Source organism: Curtobacterium sp. VKM Ac-1393, from assembly GCF_015350995.1.
Taxonomy (GTDB): domain Bacteria; phylum Actinomycetota; class Actinomycetes; order Actinomycetales; family Microbacteriaceae; genus Curtobacterium.
The window spans coordinates 120,316-145,108 of the sequence record NZ_JADKRW010000005.1; the positions used below are offsets into that span (position 1 = coordinate 120,316).

At 71.1% G+C, this 24,793-nt stretch carries 23 protein-coding genes; 3 read left to right on the forward strand and 20 right to left on the reverse strand.

What is annotated here, in order from left to right; all coding sequences use genetic code 11:
• Positions 1-4 precede the first annotated feature (4 nt).
• The 13 genes from metK to ITJ59_RS12455 form a co-directional block, all read right to left on the reverse strand.
• Entirely contained in the window at positions 5-1,216 is a 1,212-nt protein-coding gene (gene metK, locus ITJ59_RS12395) for a methionine adenosyltransferase (protein WP_194651448.1), read from the reverse strand.
• A 5-nt stretch (positions 1,217-1,221) separates the two neighbouring features.
• Positions 1,222-1,485: a DNA-directed RNA polymerase subunit omega gene (rpoZ, locus tag ITJ59_RS12400; protein WP_114849971.1), complete on the reverse strand. Its 264-nt coding sequence runs from the start codon at positions 1,483-1,485 to the stop codon at positions 1,222-1,224.
• Between the two features lie 27 nt (positions 1,486-1,512).
• Entirely contained in the window at positions 1,513-2,460 is a 948-nt protein-coding gene (gene gmk / locus ITJ59_RS12405; RefSeq protein WP_228511466.1) for a guanylate kinase, read from the reverse strand.
• Positions 2,457-3,341 (reverse strand): orotidine-5'-phosphate decarboxylase, encoded by an 885-nt coding sequence (gene pyrF / locus ITJ59_RS12410; protein WP_323749487.1) that lies wholly within the window; start codon positions 3,339-3,341, stop codon positions 2,457-2,459. Before pyrF ends, gmk begins: the two co-directional genes overlap by 4 nt.
• Complete coding sequence (carB, locus tag ITJ59_RS12415) at positions 3,338-6,631, reverse strand: carbamoyl-phosphate synthase large subunit (RefSeq protein ID WP_194651450.1); 3,294 nt, start codon at positions 6,629-6,631, stop codon at positions 3,338-3,340. The genes pyrF and carB overlap by 4 nt, the downstream gene beginning before the upstream one ends.
• Complete coding sequence (gene carA, locus ITJ59_RS12420) at positions 6,631-7,830, reverse strand: glutamine-hydrolyzing carbamoyl-phosphate synthase small subunit (protein ID WP_194651452.1); 1,200 nt, start codon at positions 7,828-7,830, stop codon at positions 6,631-6,633. Before carA ends, carB begins: the two co-directional genes overlap by 1 nt.
• Positions 7,827-8,390 (reverse strand): hypothetical protein, encoded by a 564-nt coding sequence (locus tag ITJ59_RS12425; RefSeq protein ID WP_194651454.1) that lies wholly within the window; start codon positions 8,388-8,390, stop codon positions 7,827-7,829. Before ITJ59_RS12425 ends, carA begins: the two co-directional genes overlap by 4 nt.
• On the reverse strand, positions 8,387-9,745 hold the full coding sequence (locus ITJ59_RS12430) for a dihydroorotase (protein ID WP_194651456.1): 1,359 nt from the start codon (positions 9,743-9,745) through the stop codon (positions 8,387-8,389). Before ITJ59_RS12430 ends, ITJ59_RS12425 begins: the two co-directional genes overlap by 4 nt.
• On the reverse strand, positions 9,742-10,701 hold the full coding sequence (locus ITJ59_RS12435; protein ID WP_194651834.1) for an aspartate carbamoyltransferase catalytic subunit: 960 nt from the start codon (positions 10,699-10,701) through the stop codon (positions 9,742-9,744). Before ITJ59_RS12435 ends, ITJ59_RS12430 begins: the two co-directional genes overlap by 4 nt.
• Entirely contained in the window at positions 10,701-11,300 is a 600-nt protein-coding gene (gene pyrR, locus ITJ59_RS12440) for a bifunctional pyr operon transcriptional regulator/uracil phosphoribosyltransferase PyrR (protein WP_228511467.1), read from the reverse strand. The genes ITJ59_RS12435 and pyrR overlap by 1 nt, the downstream gene beginning before the upstream one ends.
• Positions 11,301-11,324: 24 nt before the next feature.
• On the reverse strand, positions 11,325-11,777 hold the full coding sequence (nusB, locus tag ITJ59_RS12445; RefSeq protein WP_194651457.1) for a transcription antitermination factor NusB: 453 nt from the start codon (positions 11,775-11,777) through the stop codon (positions 11,325-11,327).
• Positions 11,778-11,788: 11 nt separating this feature from the next.
• Complete coding sequence (gene efp / locus ITJ59_RS12450) at positions 11,789-12,352, reverse strand: elongation factor P (RefSeq protein ID WP_194651459.1); 564 nt, start codon at positions 12,350-12,352, stop codon at positions 11,789-11,791.
• 103 nt (positions 12,353-12,455) lie between these two features.
• On the reverse strand, positions 12,456-14,147 hold the full coding sequence (locus tag ITJ59_RS12455; protein WP_194651460.1) for an ABC1 kinase family protein: 1,692 nt from the start codon (positions 14,145-14,147) through the stop codon (positions 12,456-12,458).
• A 135-nt stretch (positions 14,148-14,282) separates the two neighbouring features.
• Between ITJ59_RS12455 and ITJ59_RS12460 the strand changes: the two genes are divergently transcribed.
• Both ITJ59_RS12460 and ITJ59_RS12465 read left to right on the forward strand, forming a co-directional pair.
• Positions 14,283-14,573, forward strand: coding sequence for a hypothetical protein (locus ITJ59_RS12460; RefSeq protein WP_194651462.1), 291 nt, complete (start codon positions 14,283-14,285; stop codon positions 14,571-14,573).
• On the forward strand, positions 14,570-14,767 hold the full coding sequence (locus ITJ59_RS12465; RefSeq protein ID WP_194651464.1) for a hypothetical protein: 198 nt from the start codon (positions 14,570-14,572) through the stop codon (positions 14,765-14,767). The genes ITJ59_RS12460 and ITJ59_RS12465 overlap by 4 nt, the downstream gene beginning before the upstream one ends.
• A gap of 7 nt (positions 14,768-14,774) precedes the next feature.
• On the opposite strand, the gene ITJ59_RS12470 is transcribed toward ITJ59_RS12465, so the two are convergent.
• The gene (locus ITJ59_RS12470) at positions 14,775-15,389 is read right to left on the reverse strand and encodes a deaminase (protein WP_194651466.1); all 615 of its coding nucleotides are present in this window, start codon (positions 15,387-15,389) and stop codon (positions 14,775-14,777) included.
• Between the two features lie 424 nt (positions 15,390-15,813).
• On the opposite strand from ITJ59_RS12470, the gene ITJ59_RS12475 reads away from it, so the two are divergent.
• The gene (locus ITJ59_RS12475) at positions 15,814-17,127 is read left to right on the forward strand and encodes an LLM class flavin-dependent oxidoreductase (RefSeq protein ID WP_323749488.1); all 1,314 of its coding nucleotides are present in this window, start codon (positions 15,814-15,816) and stop codon (positions 17,125-17,127) included.
• On the opposite strand, the gene aroB is transcribed toward ITJ59_RS12475, so the two are convergent.
• From aroB to alaS, 6 genes are all read right to left on the reverse strand, one after another.
• A complete protein-coding gene (gene aroB, locus ITJ59_RS12480; RefSeq protein ID WP_194651468.1) occupies positions 17,124-18,221 on the reverse strand; it encodes a 3-dehydroquinate synthase in 1,098 nt (365 codons plus the stop codon). The two genes, ITJ59_RS12475 and aroB, sit on opposite strands and share 4 nt — an antisense overlap.
• A complete protein-coding gene (locus tag ITJ59_RS12485; RefSeq protein ID WP_323749489.1) occupies positions 18,218-18,865 on the reverse strand; it encodes a shikimate kinase in 648 nt (215 codons plus the stop codon). The genes aroB and ITJ59_RS12485 overlap by 4 nt, the downstream gene beginning before the upstream one ends.
• Positions 18,862-20,082: a chorismate synthase gene (gene aroC, locus ITJ59_RS12490; protein WP_194651469.1), complete on the reverse strand. Its 1,221-nt coding sequence runs from the start codon at positions 20,080-20,082 to the stop codon at positions 18,862-18,864. The genes ITJ59_RS12485 and aroC overlap by 4 nt, the downstream gene beginning before the upstream one ends.
• 43 nt (positions 20,083-20,125) lie before the next feature.
• Positions 20,126-21,583: an endolytic transglycosylase MltG gene (gene mltG, locus ITJ59_RS12495; protein ID WP_194651472.1), complete on the reverse strand. Its 1,458-nt coding sequence runs from the start codon at positions 21,581-21,583 to the stop codon at positions 20,126-20,128.
• 90 nt (positions 21,584-21,673) lie between these two features.
• Positions 21,674-22,126 carry a Holliday junction resolvase RuvX gene (gene ruvX / locus ITJ59_RS12500; RefSeq protein ID WP_194651837.1) on the reverse strand — a complete coding sequence of 151 codons (453 nt, stop codon included), beginning with the start codon at positions 22,124-22,126 and terminating at the stop codon, positions 21,674-21,676.
• Positions 22,126-24,783, reverse strand: coding sequence for an alanine--tRNA ligase (alaS, locus tag ITJ59_RS12505; protein ID WP_194651474.1), 2,658 nt, complete (start codon positions 24,781-24,783; stop codon positions 22,126-22,128). The genes ruvX and alaS overlap by 1 nt, the downstream gene beginning before the upstream one ends.
• Positions 24,784-24,793: the final 10 nt, after the last annotated feature.

A 24,793-nucleotide genomic window follows, 5' to 3' on the forward strand; every position in this document is an offset into this window, starting at 1 on the left:
CGCCTCAGACGGCGGCGGCGACGAGCCCTGCGGCGGCGCGGAGTTCCTCGACACGGTCGAGCTGCTCCCAGGTGAACCCGGGGAGCTCGCGGCCGAAGTGTCCGTACGTCGCGGTCTGCGCGTAGACCGGACGGAGCAGGTCGAGGTCGCGGATGATCGCGGCCGGACGCAGGTCGAAGACCTGGCGGATCGACGCTTCGATCGTGGCGTCGTCGACGTGCCCGGTACCGAAGGTCTCGACGTAGAGCCCGACGGGCTTCGCGCGGCCGATCGCGTAGGCCACCTGCACCTCGAGACGGTCGGCGAGTCCCGCGGCGACCGCGTTCTTCGCGACCCAGCGCAACGCGTACGCCGCCGAGCGGTCGACCTTCGACGGGTCCTTGCCGCTGAACGCACCGCCGCCGTGGCGGGAGGCCCCGCCGTAGGTGTCGACGATGACCTTGCGGCCGGTGAGCCCGGCGTCGCCCTGGGGACCGCCGATCTCGAAGCGGCCGGTCGGGTTGACGATGACGTCGACGTGCGAGGAGTCGAGGTCGACGAGGTCGAGGACCGGACGGATCACGTGTTCGGTGATCTCGGCGGTGAGCTGCTCGAGCGTCACGCTCGGCGAGTGCTGCGTCGACAGGACGACGGTCTCGACGGTCTTCGGCACGACGCCGTCGTAGCCGACGGTGACCTGGGTCTTGCCGTCCGGACGCAGGAAGGTCAGCTCACCGGACTTGCGGACCGCTGCGAGGCGCTCGGCCAGTCGGTGCGCCAGCCAGATCGCGACCGGCATGTACTCCGGGGTCTCGTTCGTCGCGAAGCCGAACATGATGCCCTGGTCGCCGGCGCCCTGGCGGTCGAGCGGGTCGACGGCGCCGGTGCGGGAGTCGAGCGACTCGTCGACGCCCTGCGCGATGTCCGGCGACTGCGCACCGATCGAGACCTCGACGCCACAGGTGGCGCCGTCGAACGAGACGTCCGACGAGTTGTACCCGATGCCCGTGATGACGTCACGGACCAGCTTGGGGATCTCGACGTAGCCCGAGGTCGTGACCTCGCCCGCGACGTGCACGAGGCCCGTCGTCACCATCGTCTCGACGGCGACCCGCGCGTGCGGGTCCACCGTGAGCAGTGCGTCGAGGATGCTGTCCGAGATCTGGTCGCAGATCTTGTCGGGGTGCCCCTCGGTCACCGACTCGGACGTGAAGAGGCGCAGAGCAGCTGCAGTCACCGGGATCAGTCGGAGGGCTGCTGCTGCTTGGTGACGGTCAGCTTGTCCTCGTTGATCTCGTGGAGAGCCACGGACAGCGGCTTGTCGTCGATCGTCGAGTCGACGAGCGGGCCGACGTTGTCGAAGAGCGAGCCCTCGTGCAGGTCGGCGTAGTAGTCGTTGATCTGTCGCGCGCGCTTGGAAGCGAAGATGACGAGCGCGTACTTCGACTCGACCTTGCTGAGCAGGTCGTCGATGGGCGGGTCGATGATGCCCTGGGGGTTGGCCATGGAGTCTCCTCGTCGTCGGTGCACCCGTCAGGGCGCAGAGAACAAGTCTACGACCTGTCGTGCCGCGGTGCCGACATCGGAGTTCACGATGCGGACGTCGAACTCGTCCTGGGCGGCCAGTTCGACCTTCGCGGTGTCGAGTCGACGCGCCTGTTCCTCGGGCGACTCGGTGCCGCGACCGATGAGCCGGCGCACCAGTTCTTCCCACGTCGGGGGCAGCAGGAACACGAGCACGGCCTCGGGCATGGCGTCGCGGACCTGACGAGCACCCTGCAGGTCGATCTCGAGCATGACCCGCTCGCCGGCGTCGAGCGCTCGGTCGATCGGCGGCCGCGGGGTGCCGTACCGGTAGGAGTTGTGCACCGTGGCCCACTCGAGCAACTCGCGCTCGCGGATCATCCGGTCGAACTCGGCGTCGTCGACGAAGTAGTAGTGCACGCCGTCGACCTCGCCCGGACGGGGCTTCCGGGTGGTGGCGGAGACGCTGAGGTTCACGTCCGGGTACTGCTCGCGGATGTACGCGCTCACCGTGCCCTTGCCGACGGCTGTCGGGCCGGCGAGGACCACGAGCTTCGACGCGCCGCGCTTGCGACCGCGGGCGGCGAGCCAGTCGGCCAGGGCCGTGCGCTGGCGGGTGCCGAGGCCCCCGAGGCGCTTCGACGGCGCGATGCGCAGCGTGCCCATGATGGACTCGGCACGGGCCGGGCCGATGCCGGACAGGCTGACGAGCAGGTCGCGCACCCGGAGCGAGCGTTCGGCCGAGGTGGTCTCGACGAGGGTGTCGTCCCATGCGGACCGTGCGACCTCGAGCGCCGAGCGCTCACCCGACGCGACCTGGGACTTCACCGCGGCCCGGGCGCGTCGTGCGGCGACCGCGGCCTGGGCAGCCGCGACGCGGTCGACCTCCGGCGGGGTGCGGTGGGCCGGCAGGTCGGCGCGGTCGGAGCCGTCGGTGCGGTCGCCGTCGGAGCTCATGCTGCGGCCCCGAGTGCGGCGCGGATGCGGTCGGCGCGGTCGGACACGAGTGCCGCGACCCCGTCCGGACCGTCGGTCAGCAGGCCGCGGGACTCGCTCACGAGCACCTGCTCGGCGCGCGCACCGTACAGCGCCCGGAGGTCCTCGATCCGGGCGCCCTGGGCACCGAAGCCCGGGGCGAGGACCGGCGCGGTGCCGATCGCGTCCGCGTCGATGCCGAAGTCGTCGAGGTGAAGGGTCGCGCCGAGCACGAGCCCGACGTCGCCGAGGGCCTGGTCGCCCGCGGCCCGGTTGTCGTCTGCCACGTCCACGACGATACCGGCCGCGACCGTCCGGCCGGTACGCGGGCCCTCTGCCAGGACCGCGGTCTGCAGCACCCGGGCCTCGGGGTTGCTCGTCGCGGCGAGCACGAACACCCCGGCACCGTTGCGGCGTGCGACGTCGATCGTCCCGCTGAGCGAGCCGTAGCCCAGGTACGGCGACACCGTCATCGCGTCGGCCGCGAACGGCCCGTCGCGGTCGAGCCACGCGAGCGCGTAGTCGTCACCGGTCGACCCGATGTCGCCCCGCTTCACGTCGGCGACGACCAGGAGGCCCGCATCGCGTGCCCGACGGATCGTCGCGTCGAGCGCGCGGTAGCCCGCGACCCCCGCCGCCTCGAAGAAGGCGATCTGCGGCTTCACGATCGCCGCTCGACCGGCGGCCGCGTCGACCAGGGTCGCGCCGAAGGCGGTCAGGCCCCGCTCGTCGCGGCCGAGCCCCCACGCCGCCAGGGTGGTGGCGTGGGGGTCGATGCCGACGCAGAGCGGTGAACGCTCGCGCATCGCGGACGCGAGCCGATCGCCGAAGGAGGCCGGGCCTCCCGTGTGCCCCTCGCTCACCAGGTGGCGCGCTCCCGCGCGTAGTCCTGCAGGCTGCGGACGTTGAGCGGCGTGCCGATCGTCTCGATCGCCGCGACCGCCGCACCGATCTGCGCGATCGTCGTGAACAGCGGCTTGTCCGCGGCGACCGTGGCCGCACGGATCTCGTACCCGTCCGCTCGACCGGCGGCACCCGACGGCGTGTTGATGACGATGTCGACCTCGTTGCGGGTCAGCAGGTCGACGACGCTCTCGCCGCCCTGGCTGTACTTGCCGACGATGCCGACCTCGATGCCGTTGCGGCGCAGGATCTCGGCCGTGCCCTCGGTCGCGATGATCGTGAAGCCGAGCTGCTGCAGACGGTGCACCGGCAGCACGATGGCGCGCTTGTCGGTGTCTGCGACGCTCACGAACACGGTGCCGCTGGTCGGCAGGCCGCCGTACGCGGCGTCCTGCGACTTGAGGAACGCCCGCGGGAAGTCGCGGTCGATGCCCATGACCTCGCCGGTGGAGCGCATCTCGGGGCTGAGCACCGAGTCGACGACCTGGCCTTCGCGGGTGCGGAAGCGGCGGAAGGGCAGGACGGCTTCCTTGACGGCGACCGGGGCCTCCATCGGGACGAACGCCCCGTCGCGCGCCGGCAGCATGCCCTCGGCGACGAGCTCGTCGACGCTCGTGCCGGTCATGATGCGGGACGCGGCCTTGGCGAGCGGGATGCCGAGCGCCTTGGAGACGAACGGGACCGTGCGGCTGGCGCGGGGGTTCGCCTCGAGCACGTAGAGCACGCCGGCACCGATCGCGAACTGGACGTTGAGCAGACCCTGCACGCCGATGCCGCGCGCGATCTTCTCGGTCGCGTCGACGACGCCCTGGATCTCGGCGCGGCCGAGGCCGACCGGGGGCAGGGTGCAGGCGGAGTCGCCGGAGTGGATGCCGGCCTCTTCGAGGTGCTCCATGATGCCGCCGATGTACAGGCGGTCACCGTCGAAGAGCGCGTCGACGTCGATCTCCACCGCGTCGTCCAGGAACCGGTCGACGAGCAGCGGGAGCTCCGGGCCGATGATCGCCTGGTCGGCCATCCGGTCGAAGTAGTCGGCGAGCGACGGGGAGTCGTACAGGATCTCCATGCCGCGGCCGCCGAGCACGAAGGACGGGCGGACGAGCACCGGGTAGCCGATCTCCTCGGCCACGGCGGTCGCGCTCGCCAGGTCGTGGGCGGTGCCGTTGCGCGGTGCCAGCAGGCCGGCGGCGTCGAGGATGGCGGAGAACTGGCCGCGTTCTTCTGCCGAGTCGATCGCCGTCGGCGTGGTGCCGAGGATCGGGATGCCGGCGGCCTCGAGCGGCTTCGCCAGGCCCAGGGCGGTCTGCCCGCCGAGCTGCACGACGACGCCGACCAGCTCGCCGGACGCGGATTCGGCCTCGATGACCTCGAGGACGTCCTCGGCCGTGAGCGGCTCGAAGTACAGGCGGTCCGAGGTGTCGTAGTCGGTGGAGACCGTCTCAGGGTTGCAGTTGATCATGATCGTCTCGAACCCGGCGTCGCTCAGCGCGAAGGACGCGTGCACGCAGGAGTAGTCGAACTCGACGCCCTGGCCGATGCGGTTCGGGCCGGAGCCCAGGATGACGACCTTCTTGCGGTCGCTCGCGACCACCTCGGTCTCGGCGTCGTACGACGAGTAGTGGTACGGCGTCAGGGCCGGGAACTCGCCGGCGCAGGTGTCGACGGTCTTGAAGACCGGTCGGATGCCGAGGGCGTGGCGCTCGTCGCGGACCTGCTGCTCGCTGACCGGGTTCGCCTCGGTGCTGCGCAGCGACGCGATCTGGATGTCGCTGAAGCCGTGCTCCTTGGCCCACCGGATGGTTTCCGCGTCGAGCGTCTCGGCCGCCGCGACCTCGGCCGCGACCTCGTTGATGAGCACGATCTGGTCGATGAACCAGGGGTCGATCTTGGTGGCCTCGAAGACCTCGTCCGCGGTGGCGCCGGCGACCAGGGCCTGCTGCACCGTGACGATGCGGCCGTCGGTGGGGATCGACGACTTCGCGAGCAGGGCGTCCTTGTCGAGCTCCGCCGCCGGGGTGTCCCAGTGGAAGCTCGACCCGCGCTTCTCGAGCGAGCGCAGCGATTTCTGCAGCGCCGTCGCGTAGTTGCGGCCGATCGCCATCGCCTCGCCGACGCTCTTCATGGTGGTGGTGAGCGTCGCGTCGGCCGCGGGGAACTTCTCGAACGCGAACCGCGGGGTCTTCACGACCACGTAGTCGAGCGTCGGCTCGAAACTCGCCGGGGTGACCTTCGTGATGTCGTTCTGGATCTCGTCCAGGCGGTAGCCGATGGCGAGCTTCGCGGCGATCTTCGCGATCGGGAAGCCGGTGGCCTTCGACGCCAGGGCCGACGAGCGGGAGACACGCGGGTTCATCTCGATGACGATCAGGCGGCCGTTGGACGGGTCGACGGCGAACTGGATGTTGCAGCCACCGGTGTCGACGCCGACGCGACGGATGATGTCGATGCCGATGTTCCGCATGTTCTGGTACTCGCGGTCGGTGAGCGTGAGTGCCGGGGCGACGGTGATCGAGTCGCCCGTGTGCACGCCGACCGGGTCGACGTTCTCGATCGAGCAGATGACGACGGTGTTGTCGTAGTTGTCGCGCATCAGCTCGAGCTCGTACTCCTTCCAGCCGAGGATCGATTCTTCGAGCAGGACCTCGGTCGTCGGGCTGGACTGCAGCCCGTCGCCGACGAAGCGGATGAGCTCGGCCTCGTCGTACGCGAACCCGGAGCCGAGACCGCCCATGGTGAAGGACGGGCGGACGACGAGCGGGTAGCCGAGGTCCTTCGCGAACTCCTTCGCCTCGTCCAGCGTGTGGGCGATGTGGCTGCGGGCCACGTCCGCGCCGGACTCGAGCACGAGCTCCTTGAAGAGCTGCCGGTCCTCACCGCGCTGGATGGCATCGACCTTGGCGCCGATGAGCTCGACACCGTGCTTCTCGAGGATGCCGGCCTCGTCGAGGGCGATCGCCGCGTTCAGGGCGGTCTGCCCGCCGAGGGTCGGCAGGACGGCGTCCGGCTTCTCGATGCGGATGATCTCCTCGAGGCACGCGTTCGTGATCGGCTCGATGTAGGTCGCGTCGGCGAAGTCGGGGTCGGTCATGATCGTCGCCGGGTTCGGGTTGACCAGGATGACCCGGACGCCCTCGGCGCGGAGGACACGGCACGCCTGGGTGCCGGAGTAGTCGAACTCGGCGGCCTGCCCGATGACGATCGGGCCGGAACCGATGACGAGGACGGAGTTGATGTCTGCGCGCTTGGGCATCAGTTCGCTTCCTTGGTGATGTCTGCTGCGGGGGTGGTCGCGTCGGCGGTGGCCGCGTCGAGCGGCTCCCCGTCACGACGCGCGCGCACCAGGTCCGCGAACCGGTCGAAGAGGTACATGCTGTCGTGCGGACCAGCGGCGGCCTCGGGGTGGTACTGCACGCTGAACGCGGGCACGTCGAGCGCGCGGAGCCCCTCGACCACGTTGTCGTTCAGCGAGTAGTGCGAGACCTCGACGCGACCGAAGCCGGCCGGCGACTCGAGCACCTGGCCCAGGGGCGCGTCGACCGCGAAGCCGTGGTTCTGGCTCGTGATCTCGACCTTGCCGGTCGTGGTGTCGAGCACCGGCTGGTTGATGCCGCGGTGGCCGAACGGCAGCTTGTAGGTGCCGAAGCCGAGCGCGCGGCCGAGCAGCTGGTTGCCGAAGCAGATGCCGAAGAACGGACGGCCGGTCCGCAGGCTCCCCTGCAGGAGTTCCACCTGGGCGTCCGACGCGGCGGGGTCGCCGGGTCCGTTCGAGTAGAACAGGGCGTCCGGATCGAGCGCCGACAGCTCGGCGGCGGAGATGTCCTGCGGCACGACGTGCACCTCGAAGCCCCGCTGGGCCAGGTACCGCGTGGTCGAGGCCTTCACACCGAGGTCGAGGACGGCCAGGGTGCCGATCTGCTCGCCCTCGGCGGGGACCACGTAGGTCTCCGGCGTCGAGACGATCGCCGAGAAGCTCGCACCGGCCATGGTCGCCTGCTGCCGGACGGCGTCGAGCTGCTCCGACTCGGACAGCGCGGCGTCGGCTCCGCTGAACACGCCGCCCTTCATGGCGCCGGCGTCGCGGATCCGCCGCGTGAGCGCACGGGTGTCGATGCCGGAGATGCCGACGATGCCGTCGCGCACCAGGTGGTCGTCGAGCGATGCGTTGGCGCGGTGGTTGGAGACCACGCGGCTGGGGTCGCGCACCACGTACCCCGCGACCCAGATGCGACGGGACTCGGGGTCTTCGTCGTTCACGCCGGTGTTGCCGATGTGCGGCGCGGTCTGCACCACGATCTGGCCGGCGTAGGAGGGGTCGGTCAGCGTCTCCTGGTACCCGGTCATGCCGGTCGCGAAGACCACCTCGCCGAGCGTGCGCCCACGGGCGCCGTAGGCCCAGCCGTCGTACCGGGTGCCGTCTTCGAGGACCAGGACGGCCCGTTCGCGTGTCATGCTTTCTTCCCTTCGCCCGCGGTTCGCGGGGCATCGGCCGCAGTCGCCTGCGGCCCGGTCTCGGTCAGTCCCTGCAGGGCGTGCAGCGCGGCTGCGTCGCCCTCCGGGAACCGGAAGTAGGTGTCGAGGTCCGTCGCACCTGCGGCGCCGGTCGCCGTCCATCGCAGACGGACCAGTCCCCCGGGTTCGACCACCCGGTCGATCGCCCACGTCGAGCGGTCGGCACCGCGGACCGCGGCGCGCGCGATCCAGCGGTCGTCCGCTCCGGCGAGTCGCAGGACCACGCCGGTCTCGTGGACGGTCACGCCGCCGCGGCCCCGGAACCCGAGCCCGCCGGCGGTGATGCGTTCGAGCGGCTGGTCGGCACGGGTCGTCGCGACGGAGAAGCCGTCCCAGGACCCGGCCGCCGGTCCGACCGTGGTCGGGACGGGGACGGGAGGCACGGATTCCGCCTGCTTCCTGGTCCGCGTCCGCCAGGTGCGCGCCATGGCGACGAACAGCGCGGCGACCGCGAGCAGGATGACCCCGCCGAGCAGCCAGCGCGCGGCGTCGCCGCTCATGCGCGCGCCCCCGCCCGGAGGGCTCCGGCGTGGGCGGCGATCGTGTCGGCGTCGACGAGCTGGCCGTCGAGCACGGTGGCGTACCCCTGGTGGAACGTGGCGACGACCCGGCCGGGCAGGGTCATGCCGAGGTACGGCGAGTTCTGCGACTGCCCGGCGAGGTCGGTGACCGCGAACTCGCGGCTCGCCGACGGGTCGTACAGCGTGATCTCGGCGGGGGCGCCTTCGGCGATCCGCTGGCCCTGTCCCTCGACCTGGCCGATGCGTGCCGGAGCCTCGGACAGGACACGGGCGACGTCGGCCCAGTCGAGCTGGCCCGAGGCCACGACGGCGGACTGCACGACGCTGAGCGCCGACTCGAGCCCGACCATGCCGTTCGCCGCCGCCGGCCACTCGCAGCACTTCGCCTCGGCGGTGTGCGGTGCGTGGTCGGTGGCGACGATGTCGATGGTGCCGTCGGCGAGTGCGGCGCGCAGGGCGTCGACGTCCTCGCGTGCGCGGAGCGGCGGGTTCACCTTGTAGCGGGCGTCGTACCCGGGAGCACCGTGGTGTCCGGCGATGAGGTCCTCGGTGAGGACGAGGTGGTGCGGCGTGACCTCGGCGGTGACGTCGATGCCGCGGGACTTCGCCCAGCGGATCACCTCGACGCTGCCGGCGGTCGACACGTGGCAGACGTGCAGTCGTGCGCCGACGTGGTCGGCGAGCAGGACGTCACGGGCGATGATCGCCTCTTCCGCCACGGCCGGCCACCCCGCCAGGCCGAGTTCCGACGACAGCCGGCCCTCGTTCATCTGGGCGCCGATGGTCAGCCGGGGTTCCTGCGCGTGCTGCGCGAGCACGCCGCCGAAGCCCTTGATGTACTCGAGCGCGCGGCGCATGAGCAGCGGGTCCGCGACGCACGAACCGTCGTCCGAGAAGACCCGGACCTTCGCCCTGCTCGTCGCCATGGCGCCGATCTCGGACAGGTGCGTGCCCTGCAGCCCCTGCGACACGGCGCCGATCGGCCGGACGGTCACGTAGCCGGCGTCGTCCCCGAGCGCCTGGACCTGCTCGACCACGCCGGCGGTGTCGGCGACGGGGCTCGAGTTCGCCATCGCGTTCACCGCGGTGAAGCCACCGGCCGCGGCGGCACGCGAGCCGGTGAGGACCGTCTCGGATTCCTCGTGACCGGGCTCGCGCAGGTGGGTGTGGAGGTCGACGAGACCGGGCAGGGCGATCAGCCCGTCGGCGTCCACGACCGTGGCGCCGCTCGCGTCCACACCGGCGCCGATCGCGGTGATGCGGCCGTCCTGCAGACGGATGTCGGCACGCGAGCCGTCGACCAGCTGCGCGCCGCGGATCAGGTGAGCGGTCATGCGGCGGACTCCTTCGGTTCGGTGCCGGTCAGGGCCAGGTAGAGGACGGCCATGCGGACCGAGACGCCGTTCTCGACCTGCTCGACCACCGTCGAGCGGGGGTCGTCGGCCGCGATGCCCGCGATCTCGAGCCCACGGTTCATCGGACCGGGGTGCATGATCAGTGTGCGCTCGGACAGTCGCGCGAACCGCGCAGCCGTCAGGCCCCAGTGCCGCGTGTACTCGCGCGGGTTCGGGAAGAACGCGTCGTCCATCCGCTCCTGCTGGATGCGGAGGGTCATCACGACGTCCGGGTCCTCGGCGAGGGCCGCGTCGAGGTCGTGGTGCACGGCGGCCCCGAACGGCGTGGTGGTCGCGGGCAGCAGCGTCGGTGGTGCGGCGAAGGTGACGCTCGCGCCGAGGGTCCGGAGCAGCCACGCGTTCGAGCGGGCGACGCGACTGTGCAGCACGTCGCCGACGATGAGGACACGGACGCCGTCGAGGCCCTGGCCGCGCGAGCCGGCACCGTGCAGACGGCGCCGCATCGTGAAGGCGTCGAGCAGGGCCTGCGTCGGGTGCTCGTGCGTGCCGTCGCCGGCGTTCACCACGGGCACGTCGATCCAGTCGGCGTCCGCGAGCACCCGCGGTGCGCCGGACGAGCCGTGGCGCATGACGATGCCGTCGATGCCCATCGCGCCGAGGGTCTGCACGGTGTCCTTGAGGGACTCGCCCTTCGAGACGCTCGAGCCCTTGGCCGCGAAGTTGATGACGTCGGCCGACAGGCGCTTCGCCGCGGCCTCGAACGAGATGCGCGTGCGCGTCGAGTCCTCGAAGAACAGGTTCACGACCGTCTTGCCGCGCAGGGCCGGGAGCCGCTTGACTTCGCGCGTGTTGACCTCGGCCATCTCCTCGGCCACGTCGAGGATGTGCACGGCCTGGTCGCGCGAGAGGTCGGCCGTGGAGAGCAGGTGCCGCATCACGCCACCCCCTGCTCGATGAACACGGTGTCGTCCCCGTCGGTCTCGGACAGGTGCAGGGTGACCCGCTCGTCCGAGGCGGTCGGCAGGTTCTTGCCGACGTGGTCCGCGCGGATCGGCAGCTCGCGGTGGCCGCGGTCGACGAGCACGGCTAGCCGGACGGCACGCGGCCGACCGATGCCCTGCAGCGCGTCGAGCGCCGCCCGGACGGTGCGGCCTGAGTACAGGACGTCGTCGACGAGGACGACCACCTTGCCGTCGATGCCACCGGCCGGGATCACCGTGCGGTGCGGGGCGCGACCGATGCCGTGCCCGAGGTCGTCCCGGTGCATGGTCACGTCGAGCGTGCCGACCCGTTCGGATCCGATGCCCGCACGTGCGGACTGCCACTCGGGCTCGATGTCCGCCAGGACGCGGCCCAGCCGTTCGGCGAGTACGGCGCCCCGTGTCGGGATGCCCAGCAGGACGAGGTCCGAGCCGCCGTGGTTGGCCTCGAGGATCTCGTGTGCGATGCGCGTCAGAGCGCGCGTGATGTCGGGTTGCTGCAGGACCGTTCTGGTACCCACGTCGACCCCCTTCCCCGCCTCACCGGACGGCATTAAAGGATGCTGACGTGCTCAAGCCTAGCGGGACTCGTGGTCCTCTGCGACCGTCCGACCGGACGGAGCGCGACCACCCGCGACGGCTCCGAGGACACCGTTCACGAAGCCCGCGGAGTCCTCGGTCGACAGGGACTGGGCGAGCTCGACGGCCTCGGCGATCGCGACGGCGTCGGGCACCTCGGGGTTGAACCGGAGCTCCCAGACGGCCATCCGCAGGATGCAGCGGTCGAGGACCGGCATCCGGGCGATCGACCACCCCTGGGCGTGGTCGACGATGACGGCGTCGATCTCGTGACGGGCGTCGTCGACCCCCGTCACGATCTGCCGCGCGTAGTCCCAGCTCGAGGCGCGCTCGGGCTGGTCCAGGTGGCGGACGGTCTCGGTGGCGAGGACGTCCGTGATCGGCAGCTCACGCACCTCGGCCACGTAGAGCATGTCGAGGGCGCGCTTGCGGGCCTTCGAACGAGCACTCATACGTACGTCGCCTAGGAGTTGACGCGGCCGAGGAAGCTGCCGTCGCGCGTGTCGATCTTCACCGTGGTGCCGCTCTCGAGGTAGAGCGGGACCTGGATCCGGTGGCCGGTCGCGATGATGGTCGCGTCCTTCGTGCCGCCGGAGGAGCGGTCGCCCTGCAGGCCGGGCTCGGTCTCGACCTCGGTGACGATCGACGTCGGGAGCTCGACGTACAGCGGGTTGCCCTCGTTCATCGCGATGGTGACCATCGCGGACTCGAGCAGGTAGTTCTTCGCGTCGCCGACGACGGTGGCCGCGACCGGGATCTGGTCGTAGGTGTCGGTGTCCATGAACACGTAGGAGTCGCCGTCCTCGTAGAGGAACTGGTAGTCGCGTCGGTCAACGACGGCGGTGTCGATCTTGGCGCCCGCGTTGAAGGTGCGGTCCACGACCTTGCCGGAGACGACGTTCTTCAGCTTGGTGCGGACGAACGCGCCACCCTTGCCGGGCTTGACGTGCTGGAACTCCACGACCGACCACAGCTGGCCGTCGATGATGAGAACGGCGCCGTTCTTGATGTCAGTGGTACTGGCCATGAGTCGTCGGTGTCCCGTTCGGTCGTGTTCTGGAAGGTGTCCGGGCCGCGCGCGGCCCCGGACGAGTGTAGCGGACGCCCGCCCGCCGCCCGCGGCACCCCGCTCACCGGCGCCGTCGAGCGCGCCAGGAGTCGATCGCCGCCCAGCCGAGCAGCACCACGGCCGCTCCCCCGAGCAGCGCGCCGGCCACCACGGTCGAGATCGCGGCGTCGGGCCGGGCCGGCAGCGACAGGTAGACGATCGCCAGGATCCCGGCACCCGCACCGAGCAGCACGAGCAGGATGCGCCGGACCATGCCGGACACGAGCTCGCGGTCGCGGCGGTCGGCGAAGAGCCGGATGTTCACGGTGAACTTGCCGGTCTCGATCGCCTCGCCGATCCGGTCGACCCGCCGTGGCAACCGCCGGGCAGCCGACACGACGCCGATGAGCTCCTTCGCCGCCAGGTCGCGGAGCTTGCCGGGCCGCAGTTGGTCGGTGATCTGCTCACGGGCGAGCCCTCGCGACTCCTCGAGCAGGTCGAACGACGGCGCGAGCGTGCGGAGCGTGCCCTCGAAGATCGCCAGCGCCCGCGCGGCGGCGACGAAGTCCGGCGGCGCCTTCAGCCGGTACCGCCCGAACACCTCGACCGCGTCGTCGACCGTCTCGACGCCGATGCGCGCACCGGGGCCGAGCTCGTCCGCGACGAAGCGCGCGATGTCCCGACGGAAGTCGGGCTCGTCGTGCGCATCGCGCACCGGCGCCATCCGCAGGACCGCATCGGCGATCCGCGACGTGTCGTCCTGCAGGTAGGCGACCAGCAGGTCCTGGACCGTGTCCCTGAGGGTCGGGTCGAGCCTCCCGACCGATCCGAAGTCGATCAACGCGGGCCGTCCGTCGGGCAGCACCAGCACGTTCCCGGGGTGCAGATCTGCGTGGTACAGGCCGTCGAAGACGACCTGGCGCAGGAACGCGCGCAGGATCGCGCGCATCGGGCCGTCCAGGTCGCGGTCCGCGCGCTCGGCGCGGATCGCGCTGAGCGTGTCGCCCTCCAGGAACTCCATGACGAGCACGCGCCGACCGGACAGGTCCGGGTAGGGATCCGGGAACCGCACTTCGTCCGGTCGGGCGCTGCGGGCCTGCGCCGCACGCAGCGCAGTGAGGTTCCGGAGCTCCGAGACGAAGTCGACCTGACGGACCAGGTCGTCGGCGTACTGCGCGGCCACGTCCTGCACGCCGACCTGGCGTGCCTCGGTGGACCAGCGCGCCATGAAGCGGACGACCCGGAGGGCGATGTCGACGTCACGGCGCACGGCGGCGTCGATGCCGGGCCGCTGCACCTTGACCGCCACCGCGGTGCCGTCGGGCAGCCGGGCACGGTGGACCTGGGCGATCGAGGCCGCGGCGACGGGCACCGGGTCGAAGGACGCGAAGACCTGGTCGAGGGGGGCGCCGAGCTCCCGTTCGAGCAGGGCCAGGACCTGGTCGGCGGGGGCGGCCGTGACGTTGCGCTGCAGGTGTGCGAGCCCCTCGGTCCACTCCTCGGGGAGCAGGTCGTCACGGGTGGACAGCAGCTGGCCCATCTTCACGAAGCCGCCGCCCGCTTCCTCCAGCGCACGGCGGAGGTGCTCCGCCTGGCTGCGGCGCAGGTCGGAGGTCGCCGGGTCGTGCGAGAAGTCGAGGCGGCGGAACGGCACGAGGTGGTGGCGCCGGGCGATCGACAGGAGTTCGGTGAAGCGGCGGCCGCGGGACCGGAGGGTGCCGGTGTCGGTCTCCTGCGCGCCGGAGAGGTCGCTGAGTCGGGGTGGGGTGGGCACGTCCTCAGTGTGCTCCCCGCTGCTGGGTCCGCCGCGTGCGCCCGTCGTCGTGCACAGGCCGGGAGGCGCGGTTCGGCATCCACAGATCGGCTCGCGTGACGCGCCGGGTCGCGCCCACTGCCGCACGCTGGTCGCATGGAGACAGCACTGGTCGCGGCGTGCATCGCCGCCGGCGCGGCGATCGTGGCGGCGGTCGTCAGCTGGTTCGGGGCGTTCCAGAGCCGACGGACCGCTGACCGGGACCAGGCGTGGAAACGGCTGACCTGGGCGATGCGAGCCAAGAGCACGGCTGCGGAACACGACATTTCGAGAACTGTGCTCGAGCGCATGATGACCGTACGGTGGGCGTCGAAAGCCGACAAGAACCTCGCGCTGCGAGCACTCCGTCGACATCCACTGCCACCCCCAGAGAGGAAGGAACCATGATGCACCTGTTCGCACCGCTCCCGGACCGGCCGCCGTTCAAGGTCGACGGAACGGACGCCGACGACGCCGAACTCGCGGCCTGGTTGGAGGGCGCGACGGTCGCCGAGATGGCAGAGGCCGAACGGACGGGCGTCACCACCGTGTCCATGCAGGTCAAGTGGTGGTGGCGACGGACGCGGCGCGTGCTGCGCTGACGCCGGGTCAGGCACCGCTGCCGTTGTACCGAGCGGTGGCGCCCGACTCGACCAGGTCGCGGTAGCGCTCGAGCGCGGTCTCGGCACCGGTGCCGTGCTCCTGGTGCACGCCGATCCCCCGGGCGACGAGCTGCTCACGCCAGTCCCCCGGCACCGGTCCCTCGTCGAAGCCCGTGATGCGCTCGACCGTCGCACCGTCGGCGGCGAACTCCAGGGCGGACACCCCCGACCACAGCAGGGCACCGAGGCACATCACGCACGGCTGCGCGTTGACGACGAGCACCCGACGGTGCCCGACGTCACGGCCGAGGTTCCAGGCACCGGTCCGTGCCTGGGCGAGCCCGAGCGTGACGACCTCGGCGTGCATCGACGACAGGTTGGTGTGCAGCACGAGGTTCACCCCGAGGGCGACGACGGCGCCGGTGTCCTCATCGATGACGGCCGCGGCGAACGGTCCGCCGGTGCCCTCCTCGACGTTCCGCTCGGCCAGGGCGTTGACGAGCGCGAACCGGTCGGCTCGCGTGCCGAGGTGCTCGGGGGCGGCGGCCTGGGCGTCACGGAGCCAGTCGGGGACGCCGACACGGAGCTCGGTCGGGAACGGGGCGAGGGCTGCTGCAGACATGCGGTGACGCTAACGGCGCATCGTTTCGACGGTGTTTCCCGATCGAAACGACGCTGAAACACCGCGCCCGTAGCGTCGTGCTTCACCGGCTCGAGCCGGCAGGACACCGCGAGCATCCACGACTCGCGAACGGGTTGCGACAGGGGGCGACGATGACGGCACACCACACGACCGCGGCGTCCCGCTGCTGGCCCCGCGGCGCCATCGCGCACGGACACTGACGGCCGGCTGACCGACCGACCGACAGACCGTTCGTCCGTCTGACCGCCGCGCGCCGATCCGCCGGGCGGTCCACGTGCTCTTGAGCGAACCGTCCCGTCGACGTGCGCCGATCCGCGCACGCCGCGCCGTGCCTCCCGGCCGTCCGTCCGTCCGTCGGGCGCGCCCACCCACCTGCTCCGCCGTCCCCTCCGAGAGGACCCCCGTGACCACGATCCACCTCGCCATGTTCCTGTTCCCCGGCTACCACCTCGGCGCCTGGCGCCTGCCGGACGCCGTCCCCGAGCTCGACCTGGGCATCGAGCACTACGTCCGCGCCGCCGAACTCGCCGAGGCCGCGAAGCTCGACGCGCTGTTCTTCGAGGACCAGGCCGCCGTCCGCCGCAGCAACGACATCCTCGCCGGCGACACCTACGGTGCCGCGAACCCCCGCTCGATCCACTTCGACCCGACGATGCTGCTGCCCGCCCTCGCGATGCGGACCACACACCTGGGTCTGGCTGCGACGTCGACCACGACCTTCAACGACCCCTACAACCTGGCGCGACGCTTCTCGACGCTCGACCACATCAGCGGCGGCCGTGCCGGATGGAACCTCGTGACGTCGTTCAACGAGGACGAGGCCCAGAACTTCGGGCTCGACGCCCACGTGCAGCACGCCGCGCGCTACGAGCGGGCGAGTGAGTTCGTCGACGTCGTCACCGGGCTCTGGGACTCGTGGGACCCGGACGCGATCGTGCGCGACAAGCAGTCCGGCACGTACTTCGACACCGACAAGATGCGGTTCCTGCAGCACGACGGCGAACACTTCCGGGTGCGCGGGCCGCTGACCACGGGCCGGAGTCCGCAGGGACGGCCCGTCGTGTTCCAGGCGGGGGCGTCGGAACCGGGCCGCGCACTCGCGGCGCGCACCGCCGACGTCGTCTTCACCCTGCAGTCCGACCCGGACGAGAGCCGGGCGTTCCGCGACGACATCCGGGCGCGCGCCGAACGGTTCGGACGCGACCCCGACCACGTCAAGGTGCTCGTCGGGATGACCCCCATCGTCGGCGACACGGAACAGGACGCCCGCGACCTGGCCGACCGGATGATGGCGCTGATCCCCGACGACCTGGCACTGAGCAATCTGAAGCCGCTCGCCGGTGGCGTCGACTTCCGGCAGTTCGACCTCGACGCGCCCGTGCCGGAGCTGCCCGAGTCGAACGCCGGCAAGTCGCACCGGGCAGCGATCATGGCGGTGTCACGGCAACAGGGGCTGTCCGTCATCGAGACCGCCCGGTACTTCGCCGAGGGCAGCTACCGGAAGATGATCGGGTCGCCGTCGACGATCGCCGACACCATGCAGGCGTGGTCGGAGGCCGGGGCGTGCGACGGGTTCCTGGCGGTGCCGACGCACTTCCCGGCCGGGGTCGAGGACTTCACCCAGCGGGTCGTGCCGGAGCTGCAGCGCCGTGGCCTGCACCGGACGGAGTACACCGGACGCCACCTGCGCGACCACCTGGGGGTGCAGCAGTACTAGCCGCCGACCTCTTGGTAGGCGGTGAAGAGCAGGTGGTCCTCGGGCCCCTCGAGGATCACCGGCTTGCCGACCCCGTCGAGGATGATGAACCGGAGCATGCCGGCACGGGCCTTCTTGTCGCGACGCATCGCGGCGAGGAGGCCCTGCCACCGGCCGATGCCGTACGAGGTCGGCAGGTCCAGCGAATCCAGGATCGCCCGGTGGCGGTCCACCGTGGCGTCGTCGAGGTGCCCGGTCAGGCGCGCGAGCTCGGCGGCGAACACCATGCCGACCGACACCGCAGCACCGTGCCGCCACTGGTACCGCTCCGCGTGCTCGATGGCGTGGCCGAGCGTGTGTCCGTAGTTCAGGATCTCGCGGCGGCCCTGCTCGGTGAAGTCGTCGGACACGACCTCGGCCTTCAGCGTGATGGCGAGTTCGACGACCCGGCGGAACTCCGGCGTCGTCGGGTCGGTGACACGGGCGACGTCGGCCTCGACGATGTCCAGGATCTCCGGCACGGCGATGAACCCGGCCTTCACGATCTCGGCGAAGCCGGTCAGGATCTCGTTGCGCGGCAGGGTGCGGACCAGGTCGAGGTCCGCCACGACCGCGCGCGGGGCCGAGAAGGCGCCGACGAGGTTCTTGCCCTCGTTCGTGTTGATGCCGGTCTTGCCGCCGACGCTGGCGTCCACCATGCCAAGCACGCTCGTCGGAACCGACACGTACGGCACGCCGCGCAGCCAGGTGGCGGCGACGAAGCCGGCCAGGTCGGTGACCGCCCCGCCGCCGAGGCCGATGACGGCGTCGGTGCGGGTGAAGTCGGACTGGCCCATGATCTGCCAGCAGAACGACGCCACCTCGATGCGCTTCGCGGCCTCGGCGTCCGGCACCTCGGCGATGAGCGCTTCGAGACCCGCCTCGACGAGCAGGTCGCGCAGGTCGTTCGCCCGCGCACCGAGCGTGGGGGCGTGCACGATGAGCACCTTGGCGACGCGGGGGCCGAGGATCGCCGGCAGCGAGCCGAGCAGGCCGGAGCCGACCGCCACGACGTAGCCGTCGTCACCGCCGACGCGGATCTCGGTGGTGCCTGCGGGCAGGATCGGGTCGGTCACGGTGCTCCTTCGGTGCTGGTGCTGGTGTCGTCGCCGCTGCCGCTGGTGCCGGCCGCGCTGTCGCCGCGGCGGGTGGTGCCGGCTTCGGGGCCGCTGGTGCCGGCGTCGCTCCGCAGCCACGTGACGACCTCGTCGACGACGCGGGACATCGGGCGGCGGGAGGTGTCCACGACGACGTGCGCGAGTTCGGCGTAGGTCGCCGCACGCTCGTCCATGATCGTCTGCCAGGCGTCGATGCCGCCGTTCGCGAGCAGGGGCCGGTCCGAGCCGGCGATCCGCTCGGCGACGGCCTCGGGCGAGACCGTGAGCAGGACGATGCGGGCGCCGGACAAGGCCTCACGAGTGGCGGCGTGCGTGACCGCTCCACCGCCGACGGCGATGACGCCCCCGGTGGCGAGTGCGGTGCGGACGGCCTCGGCTTCGAGGGCGCGGAACGCCGGCTCACCGCGGTCGGCGAAGATCCCGGGGATCGGGCCGTGCTCGCGGACGATGACGCGGTCGGTGTCGGTGAACGGCACGCCGAGTGCCTTCGCGACGCGTTTGCCGACGCTCGACTTGCCAGCGCCCATCGGGCCGATCACGACGACGGGCGAGCCGGGCACGGCACCGCCGCCGGGCGCGGCACCGCCGCCGGGCGTGCTCACGACGCGTCGGCCGGCGCCGCCGGGTCCGTCCGACGGGTGCGGAGCGTCTCCGGGATCGACGCGAGGTAGGCGTCGAGGTTGCGCTTCGTCTCGACGACGTTGTCGCCGCCGAACTTCTCGAGCACCGCGTCGGCGAGCACCAGCGCCACCATGGCCTCGGCCACGACGCCGGCGGCCGGCACGGCGCAGACGTCCGACCGCTGGTGGTGCGCCGAGGCGTCCTCACCGGACACGACGTCGATCGTGTGGAGCGCGTGCGGGATGGTCGCGATCGGCTTCATGCCGGCGCGGACCCGCAGCACGGTGCCCGTGGACATGCCGCCCTCGGTACCCCCGGCGCGGTCGCTCGTGCGGTAGATCTCGCCGTCCTCGCGGAACAGCTCGTCGTGCGCGGCAGACCCGCGACGACCGGCGGTGGCGAAGCCGTCGCCGACCTCGACGCCCTTGATCGCCTGGATGCCCATGATCGCGGCGGCGAGGCGTGCGTCGAGGCGACGGTCCCAGTGCACGTGGGAACCGAGCCCCGGCGGGACGCCGTAGAACAGGACCTCGACGACGCCGCCGAGGGTGTCCCCGTCCTTCTTGGCGGCCTCGACCTCCGTCACCATCCGGGCGGAGGTCTCGGCGTCGAAGCAGCGGAGCTGGTCCTCGTCGAGGCGGTCGACGTCGTCGGGCATCGGCAGGTCGGTGCCGTCCGGCACGCGGACCGTGCCGACCTGCAGGGTGTGGGCGACCGAGCGGATGCCGAGTTCGGCCAGGAAGGCCTTCGCGACGGCGCCGAGGGCGACGCGGGCCGCGGTCTCCCGGGCGCTGGCGCGCTCGAGGATCGGACGGGCCTCGTCGAAGCCGTACTTCTGCATGCCGACCAGGTCGGCGTGGCCCGGACGCGGACGGGTCAGCGGGGCGCTGCGACCGCGGGAGATCTCGGTGGCCTCGACCGGCTCGGGGTTCATGACCTCGACCCACTTGGGCCACTCGGTGTTGCCGATCCGGATCGCGATCGGGCTGCCGAGGGAGTACCCGTGCCGGACGCCACCGGACACGTGCAGTTCGTCCTGCTCGAACTTCATCCGCGAGCCGCGACCGTAGCCGAGCTTGCGGCGCGCGAGATCGGCACGGATGGACTCGAACGACACCGGTACACCCGCGGGCAGGCCCTCGAGCATCGCGATCAGTTCGGGTCCGTGGGACTCACCGGCAGTCAACCAACGAAGCATGGACCAATCCTCCCACAGCGCACCACCGTGCGACGTCGCCGTCCTACTGGTAGTCGGGGTGCGCCCGGAGCCAGGCCTGGAACTTCGCCACGGCCTGCTCGTGCTCCGCGAACGTGTCCGAGAAGACCGTCTCGCCGGTCTCGAGGTCCACCGTCACGAAGTACAGCCACTTGCCAGAGGCCTGGTTCGTCACGGCCTTGATCGCCAGGTCGCCGGGGTTCGAGATCGGTGCCGGCGGCAGGCCCTCGTGCGCGTAGGTGTTGTACGCGTTCGAGGCGTCCTCGCGCTCGGCGTCGGTCGTCGTCACGCGGTGCGTGTTGCCGGTGCCGTAGGCCACCGTGGCGTCGGACTGCAGGCGCATGCCGATGTCGAGCCGGTTCTGGAACACGCGCGCGACCTTCGGGTAGTCGGCGGCGAGGCCGGCTTCCTTCTGCACCAGCGACGCGAAGACGATGACGTGTTCCTGGTCGGCCTCCTTGACGCCGGCGGCGGCCAGGTGCTCCTTCATCGTGTCGACCATCGACGCGAAGTACTGCTCGGCGGTCCACCCGGGGTTGATCGGGTACGTCGCCGGGAACAGCCAGCCCTCGAGCGTCGTCGCACCGGACGGCAGGTCGTAGGCGGACAGGTCCTTCGCGGCCTTCGCGACCTCGGTCTTCGTCAATCCGGCCTTCGAGACCATGCCGGCCTCGATGTCGGCCAGCGCCGTGCCCTCGGGGATCACGATCGAGGCCTGTACGCGGTTCTTGTCGTCCTGCAGCGCGGCCAGGGCCGACTTCGAGCTCATCTGCTTCTTGAGCGAGTACGAGCCCGGCTGGAACTGCACGTCGGGCGACGCCAGCAGCAGCTTGTAGAAGACCTTCGAGTCCTTCACGACCCCGCTGCGTTGCAGCGTGGCGGCGACGTCCTCACCGATGTCGCCCTGCTTGATCGTGATGGTCACCTTGGCCTTGCCGGTGCCCGTGTAGTCGTCCGGCTCCTGCGAGCCGCTGAGGGCTGCGGCGATCTGCTGGATCTTCGGGGCGGCGAACACGTACGCGCTCACACCACCGGCGAGGACCACCGCGACGATCACGATGCCGGCGACGAGGGGTCCGCGACGTCGCTTCGGTCGCGGCTCACGTGGCGGCCGGGAGGCACCGCCGCCGGTGCGACCCGGGTCGTCGGTCCGGTCGGATCCGGTCCCGCCGGGTGCTGCTGCTGGTGACGGGACCTCCCCGGTCAGCAGGGCAGCGACCTCCGGGTGCAGCTCCGGTGCGGACTCCTCCGGTGCGGGCTGCTCCGGTGCGGACTGCTCCGGAGCGGTGGGCGTGTCACGACGAGCGCGTTCCGCTTCGAGCGCACGCGCCTCACGACGGGACATCGGACGATCCGGCTGCGGGGCCGCCCCGCCGGTGTCGTCGCGGTCATCGGTCCCTGCAGTGCGGTCGGAAGTCGCCTTCCGCCGCTCGGCTTCGTTGCCGGGCGCGATGATCGCGTTCCAGTCCAGATCGTCTGCCAACGGTTCTCGGTCTCTCGGTCGGGAACTCCGCCTGGGCGCCGTCGTCCTCGGGTGACGGAAGGGCACGCCGGATCGCGGTGGGATGCCCTGTCAGGGAAGCGTGGTGCCCGGAGGGGCACCGGCACTGCGTTCGTGGTCGAGCGCGTGTTGCAGAATGATAACAGCGGCCGCTTGGTCGATCACGGCCCGCGACTTCTTCGTGTTCTTGCCGGCCTGGTGGAGCCCGCGTTGGGCGGTCACCGTGGACAGCCGTTCGTCGACCAACCGGACCGGGCGGTGCTCGGCGATCCGGGCGGCGAAGACCCGAGCGTCCTCGGTCGACGCGGTGTCGCCCCCGGACATCGACAGCGGCAGCCCGACGACGACCTCGAAGACGTCGTACTCGTCGGCGATCTCGCGGATGCGTCGCAGGTCGGTGGCCTCGTGGCGGCGGACCGTCTCCACCGGCGTCGCCAACAGGCCGTCCCGGTCGCAGACGGCGACCCCGATCCGAGCGCGACCGACGTCCACGCCGAGCCGCCGCCCGGACCGGATGGCCACGATCAGCCCGCGAGCCGTGCGGTCACGGCGCGGAGTGCAGCCGGCAACGCGGCCGGGTCGGTCCCGCCACCCTGTGCCAGGTCCGGCTTGCCGCCGCCACCGCCGCCGAGCACACCGGCGGCCTCCTTGGCGAGCGGACCCGCCTGGACACCGGTGGAGCGCGCGGCATCGTTCGTCGCGACGATCACGATCGGCTTCCCGCTCACGACGGCACCGAGGACGACGACGGCCGCACCGTCGCCGAGCTGCGAACGGACGCCGGTGGCGAGGGAACGCAGGTCGTCACCGGACTGCAGGCCGTCGACGGTCTCGGCGACGACCGTCGTCGCCCCGATCGTCGTCGCGTTCCGAGCGATCGACGGGACACGCTGCTGCAGGTTCGCCGACTCGTACTCGGCGATCTTCTTCTGCGCGGTCCGGAGGTCCTCCATCAGCGACTGCACGCGCGTGGGCAGGTCGGCACGGGGGGCCTTCAGCGCACTGGAGAGCTGCGACACGATGGTCCGCTCGACCGCGAGGTCGCGGAAGCCCTCGAGGCCGACGAGCGCCTCGACACGGCGGTTGGTCGAACCGACGCTCGACTCCCCCACCAGGTTGACGAGACCGATCTGCGCGCTCGAGGCAACGTGCGTGCCACCGCAGAGCTCGCGCGACCACGGTCCGCCGATGTCGACCATGCGGACCTCGGCGCCGTACTTCTCGCCGAAGAGCGCCTGCGCGCCGAGCGCCTTGGCCTCGTCGATCGGCATGATCCGGGTCGAGACCTCGAGGTCGGTGCGGATCGCGGTGTTCACGACCTCCTCGATCTCGGAACGGGTCGCGAGCGAGATCGGCTGCGACCACGAGAAGTCCAGGCGCATGTACCCGGACTTGTTGTACGAACCGGCCTGCAGCGCCTCGGGGCCGAGGATGTCGCGGAGCGCGGCGTTCACCAGGTGCGTCGCGGAGTGCGCCTGCGTGGCACCGCGGCGGTACTCGGCGTCGACGACGGTGCTCGCAGCGTCACCCACGCCGACCTCGCCGGAGCGGACCTGCACGGTGTGGCTCCAGAGTCCGGCGACGGGGCGCTGGACGTCGAGGACCTCGAGGTCGAAGCCGTTGCCGACGATCGAGCCCTGGTCGGCGTCCTGCCCACCGGACTCGGCGTAGAGCGAGGTCTCGCCCAGGACGACCTCGGCGATGTCCCCCGCCACGGCCCGGTCCACGCTGACGCCTCCGACGATGATGCCGAGCACGTTCGTCTCGGCCTCGAGCGCGTCGTAGCCGAGGAAGACGGTCTCGCCCTTGGCCCGGAACGCGCTGTACACGCTCAGGTCGGCGATGGCGGTCTTCTTGCTCTTCGCATCGGCCTTCGCACGGGAGCGCTGCTCGGACATCAGGGTCTCGAACGCGGTCCGGTCGACGTGCACGCCGGCCTCTTCGGCCATCTCCATCGTGAGGTCGATCGGGAAGCCGAACGTGTCGTGCAGCAGGAACGCGGTGTCGCCGCCGATCGAGGGTGCGCCGTCCTGCTTCGCGCGCTCGACGGCGACGTCGAGGATGGTCGTGCCCTGCGCGAGCGTGCGGAGGAAGGTCTCCTCTTCCGCGTAGGCGATGCGCGAGATCCGGTCGTAGTCCGACGCGACCTCGGGGTACGCGTCGCGCATGGCGTCGCGCGAGGCCGGGAAGAGCTCGGGGAACGTCGCGGTCTCGACACCGAGCAACCGCATCGCGCGGACGGTGCGGCGGAGCAGACGGCGCAGGATGTACCCGCGGCCCTCGTTCGACGGGCTGACGCCGTCGGCGATGAGCATCAACGCGGAACGGACGTGGTCAGCGATCACGCGCATCCGCACGTCGTCCTCGTGCACGGCGCCGTAGCGACGGCCGGAGATCTCCGAAGCACGGTCGAGCACCGGACGGACCTGGTCGATCTCGTACATGTTGTCGACGCCCTGCTTGATGAAGGCGACGCGCTCGAGCCCCATGCCGGTGTCGATGTTCTTGTTCGGCAGCTCGCCGGTGATCTCGAAGTCGTACTTCGAACGGACGTCGGCGATCTGGTACTGCATGAACACGAGGTTCCAGATCTCGACGTAGCGGTCGTCGTCCGTCGCCGGACCGCCGTCGATGCCGTACTCGGGCCCGCGGTCGAAGAATATCTCCGAGCAGGGACCAGCGGGTCCGGGCTGGCCGGTCGACCAGTAGTTCGTGTCCTTGCCGAGGCGCTGGATGCGCTCGTCGGGCAGGGACGAGTGCTGCTTCCAGAACGCGATCGCCTCGTCGTCGTCCTCGTACACCGTGACCCACAGGTCGTCGGCCGAGAAGCCGAGGCCGCCGTCGGACTCGGGGTTCGTCAGGAACTCCCAGGCGAACTGGATCGCCTGCTCCTTGAAGTAGTCCCCGAACGAGAAGTTGCCGTTCATCTGGAAGAACGTGCCGTGCCGCGGGGTCTTGCCGACTTCTTCGATGTCGTTCGTGCGGATGCACTTCTGCACGCTCGTCGCGCGGGGGTACGGCGCCGGGACGAGGCCCGTCAGGTACGGGATGAAGGGAACCATGCCGGCGACCGTGAAGAGGAGCGACGGGTCGTCGGAGACGAGGGACGCGGACGGGACGACGGTGTGGCCACGGTCGCCGAAGTACTGGAGCCAACGGCGGCGGATCTCTGCGGTCTGCATGGTGCTTCCT

Bases quoted from the DNA above. Each gene is read 5' to 3' on its own strand.
- rpoZ (WP_114849971.1), bottom strand. From the start codon at position 1,485: ATGGCCAACCCCCAGGGCATCATCGACCCGCCCATCGACGACCTGCTC.
- gmk (WP_228511466.1), bottom strand. From the start codon at position 2,460: ATGAGCTCCGACGGCGACCGCACCGACGGCTCCGACCGCGCCGACCTG.
- carB (WP_194651450.1), bottom strand. From the start codon at position 6,631: ATGCCCAAGCGCGCAGACATCAACTCCGTCCTCGTCATCGGTTCCGGC.
- carA (WP_194651452.1), bottom strand. From the start codon at position 7,830: ATGACACGCGAACGGGCCGTCCTGGTCCTCGAAGACGGCACCCGGTAC.
- ITJ59_RS12425 (WP_194651454.1), bottom strand. From the start codon at position 8,390: ATGAGCGGCGACGCCGCGCGCTGGCTGCTCGGCGGGGTCATCCTGCTC.
- ITJ59_RS12430 (WP_194651456.1), bottom strand. From the start codon at position 9,745: ATGACCGCTCACCTGATCCGCGGCGCGCAGCTGGTCGACGGCTCGCGT.
- ITJ59_RS12435 (WP_194651834.1), bottom strand. From the start codon at position 10,701: ATGCGGCACCTGCTCTCCACGGCCGACCTCTCGCGCGACCAGGCCGTG.
- pyrR (WP_228511467.1), bottom strand. From the start codon at position 11,300: ATGCCGTCCGGTGAGGCGGGGAAGGGGGTCGACGTGGGTACCAGAACG.
- nusB (WP_194651457.1), bottom strand. From the start codon at position 11,777: ATGAGTGCTCGTTCGAAGGCCCGCAAGCGCGCCCTCGACATGCTCTAC.
- efp (WP_194651459.1), bottom strand. From the start codon at position 12,352: ATGGCCAGTACCACTGACATCAAGAACGGCGCCGTTCTCATCATCGAC.
- ITJ59_RS12460 (WP_194651462.1), top strand. From the start codon at position 14,283: ATGGAGACAGCACTGGTCGCGGCGTGCATCGCCGCCGGCGCGGCGATC.
- ITJ59_RS12465 (WP_194651464.1), top strand. From the start codon at position 14,570: ATGATGCACCTGTTCGCACCGCTCCCGGACCGGCCGCCGTTCAAGGTC.
- ITJ59_RS12470 (WP_194651466.1), bottom strand. From the start codon at position 15,389: ATGTCTGCAGCAGCCCTCGCCCCGTTCCCGACCGAGCTCCGTGTCGGC.
- aroC (WP_194651469.1), bottom strand. From the start codon at position 20,082: ATGCTTCGTTGGTTGACTGCCGGTGAGTCCCACGGACCCGAACTGATC.
- alaS (WP_194651474.1), bottom strand. From the start codon at position 24,783: ATGCAGACCGCAGAGATCCGCCGCCGTTGGCTCCAGTACTTCGGCGAC.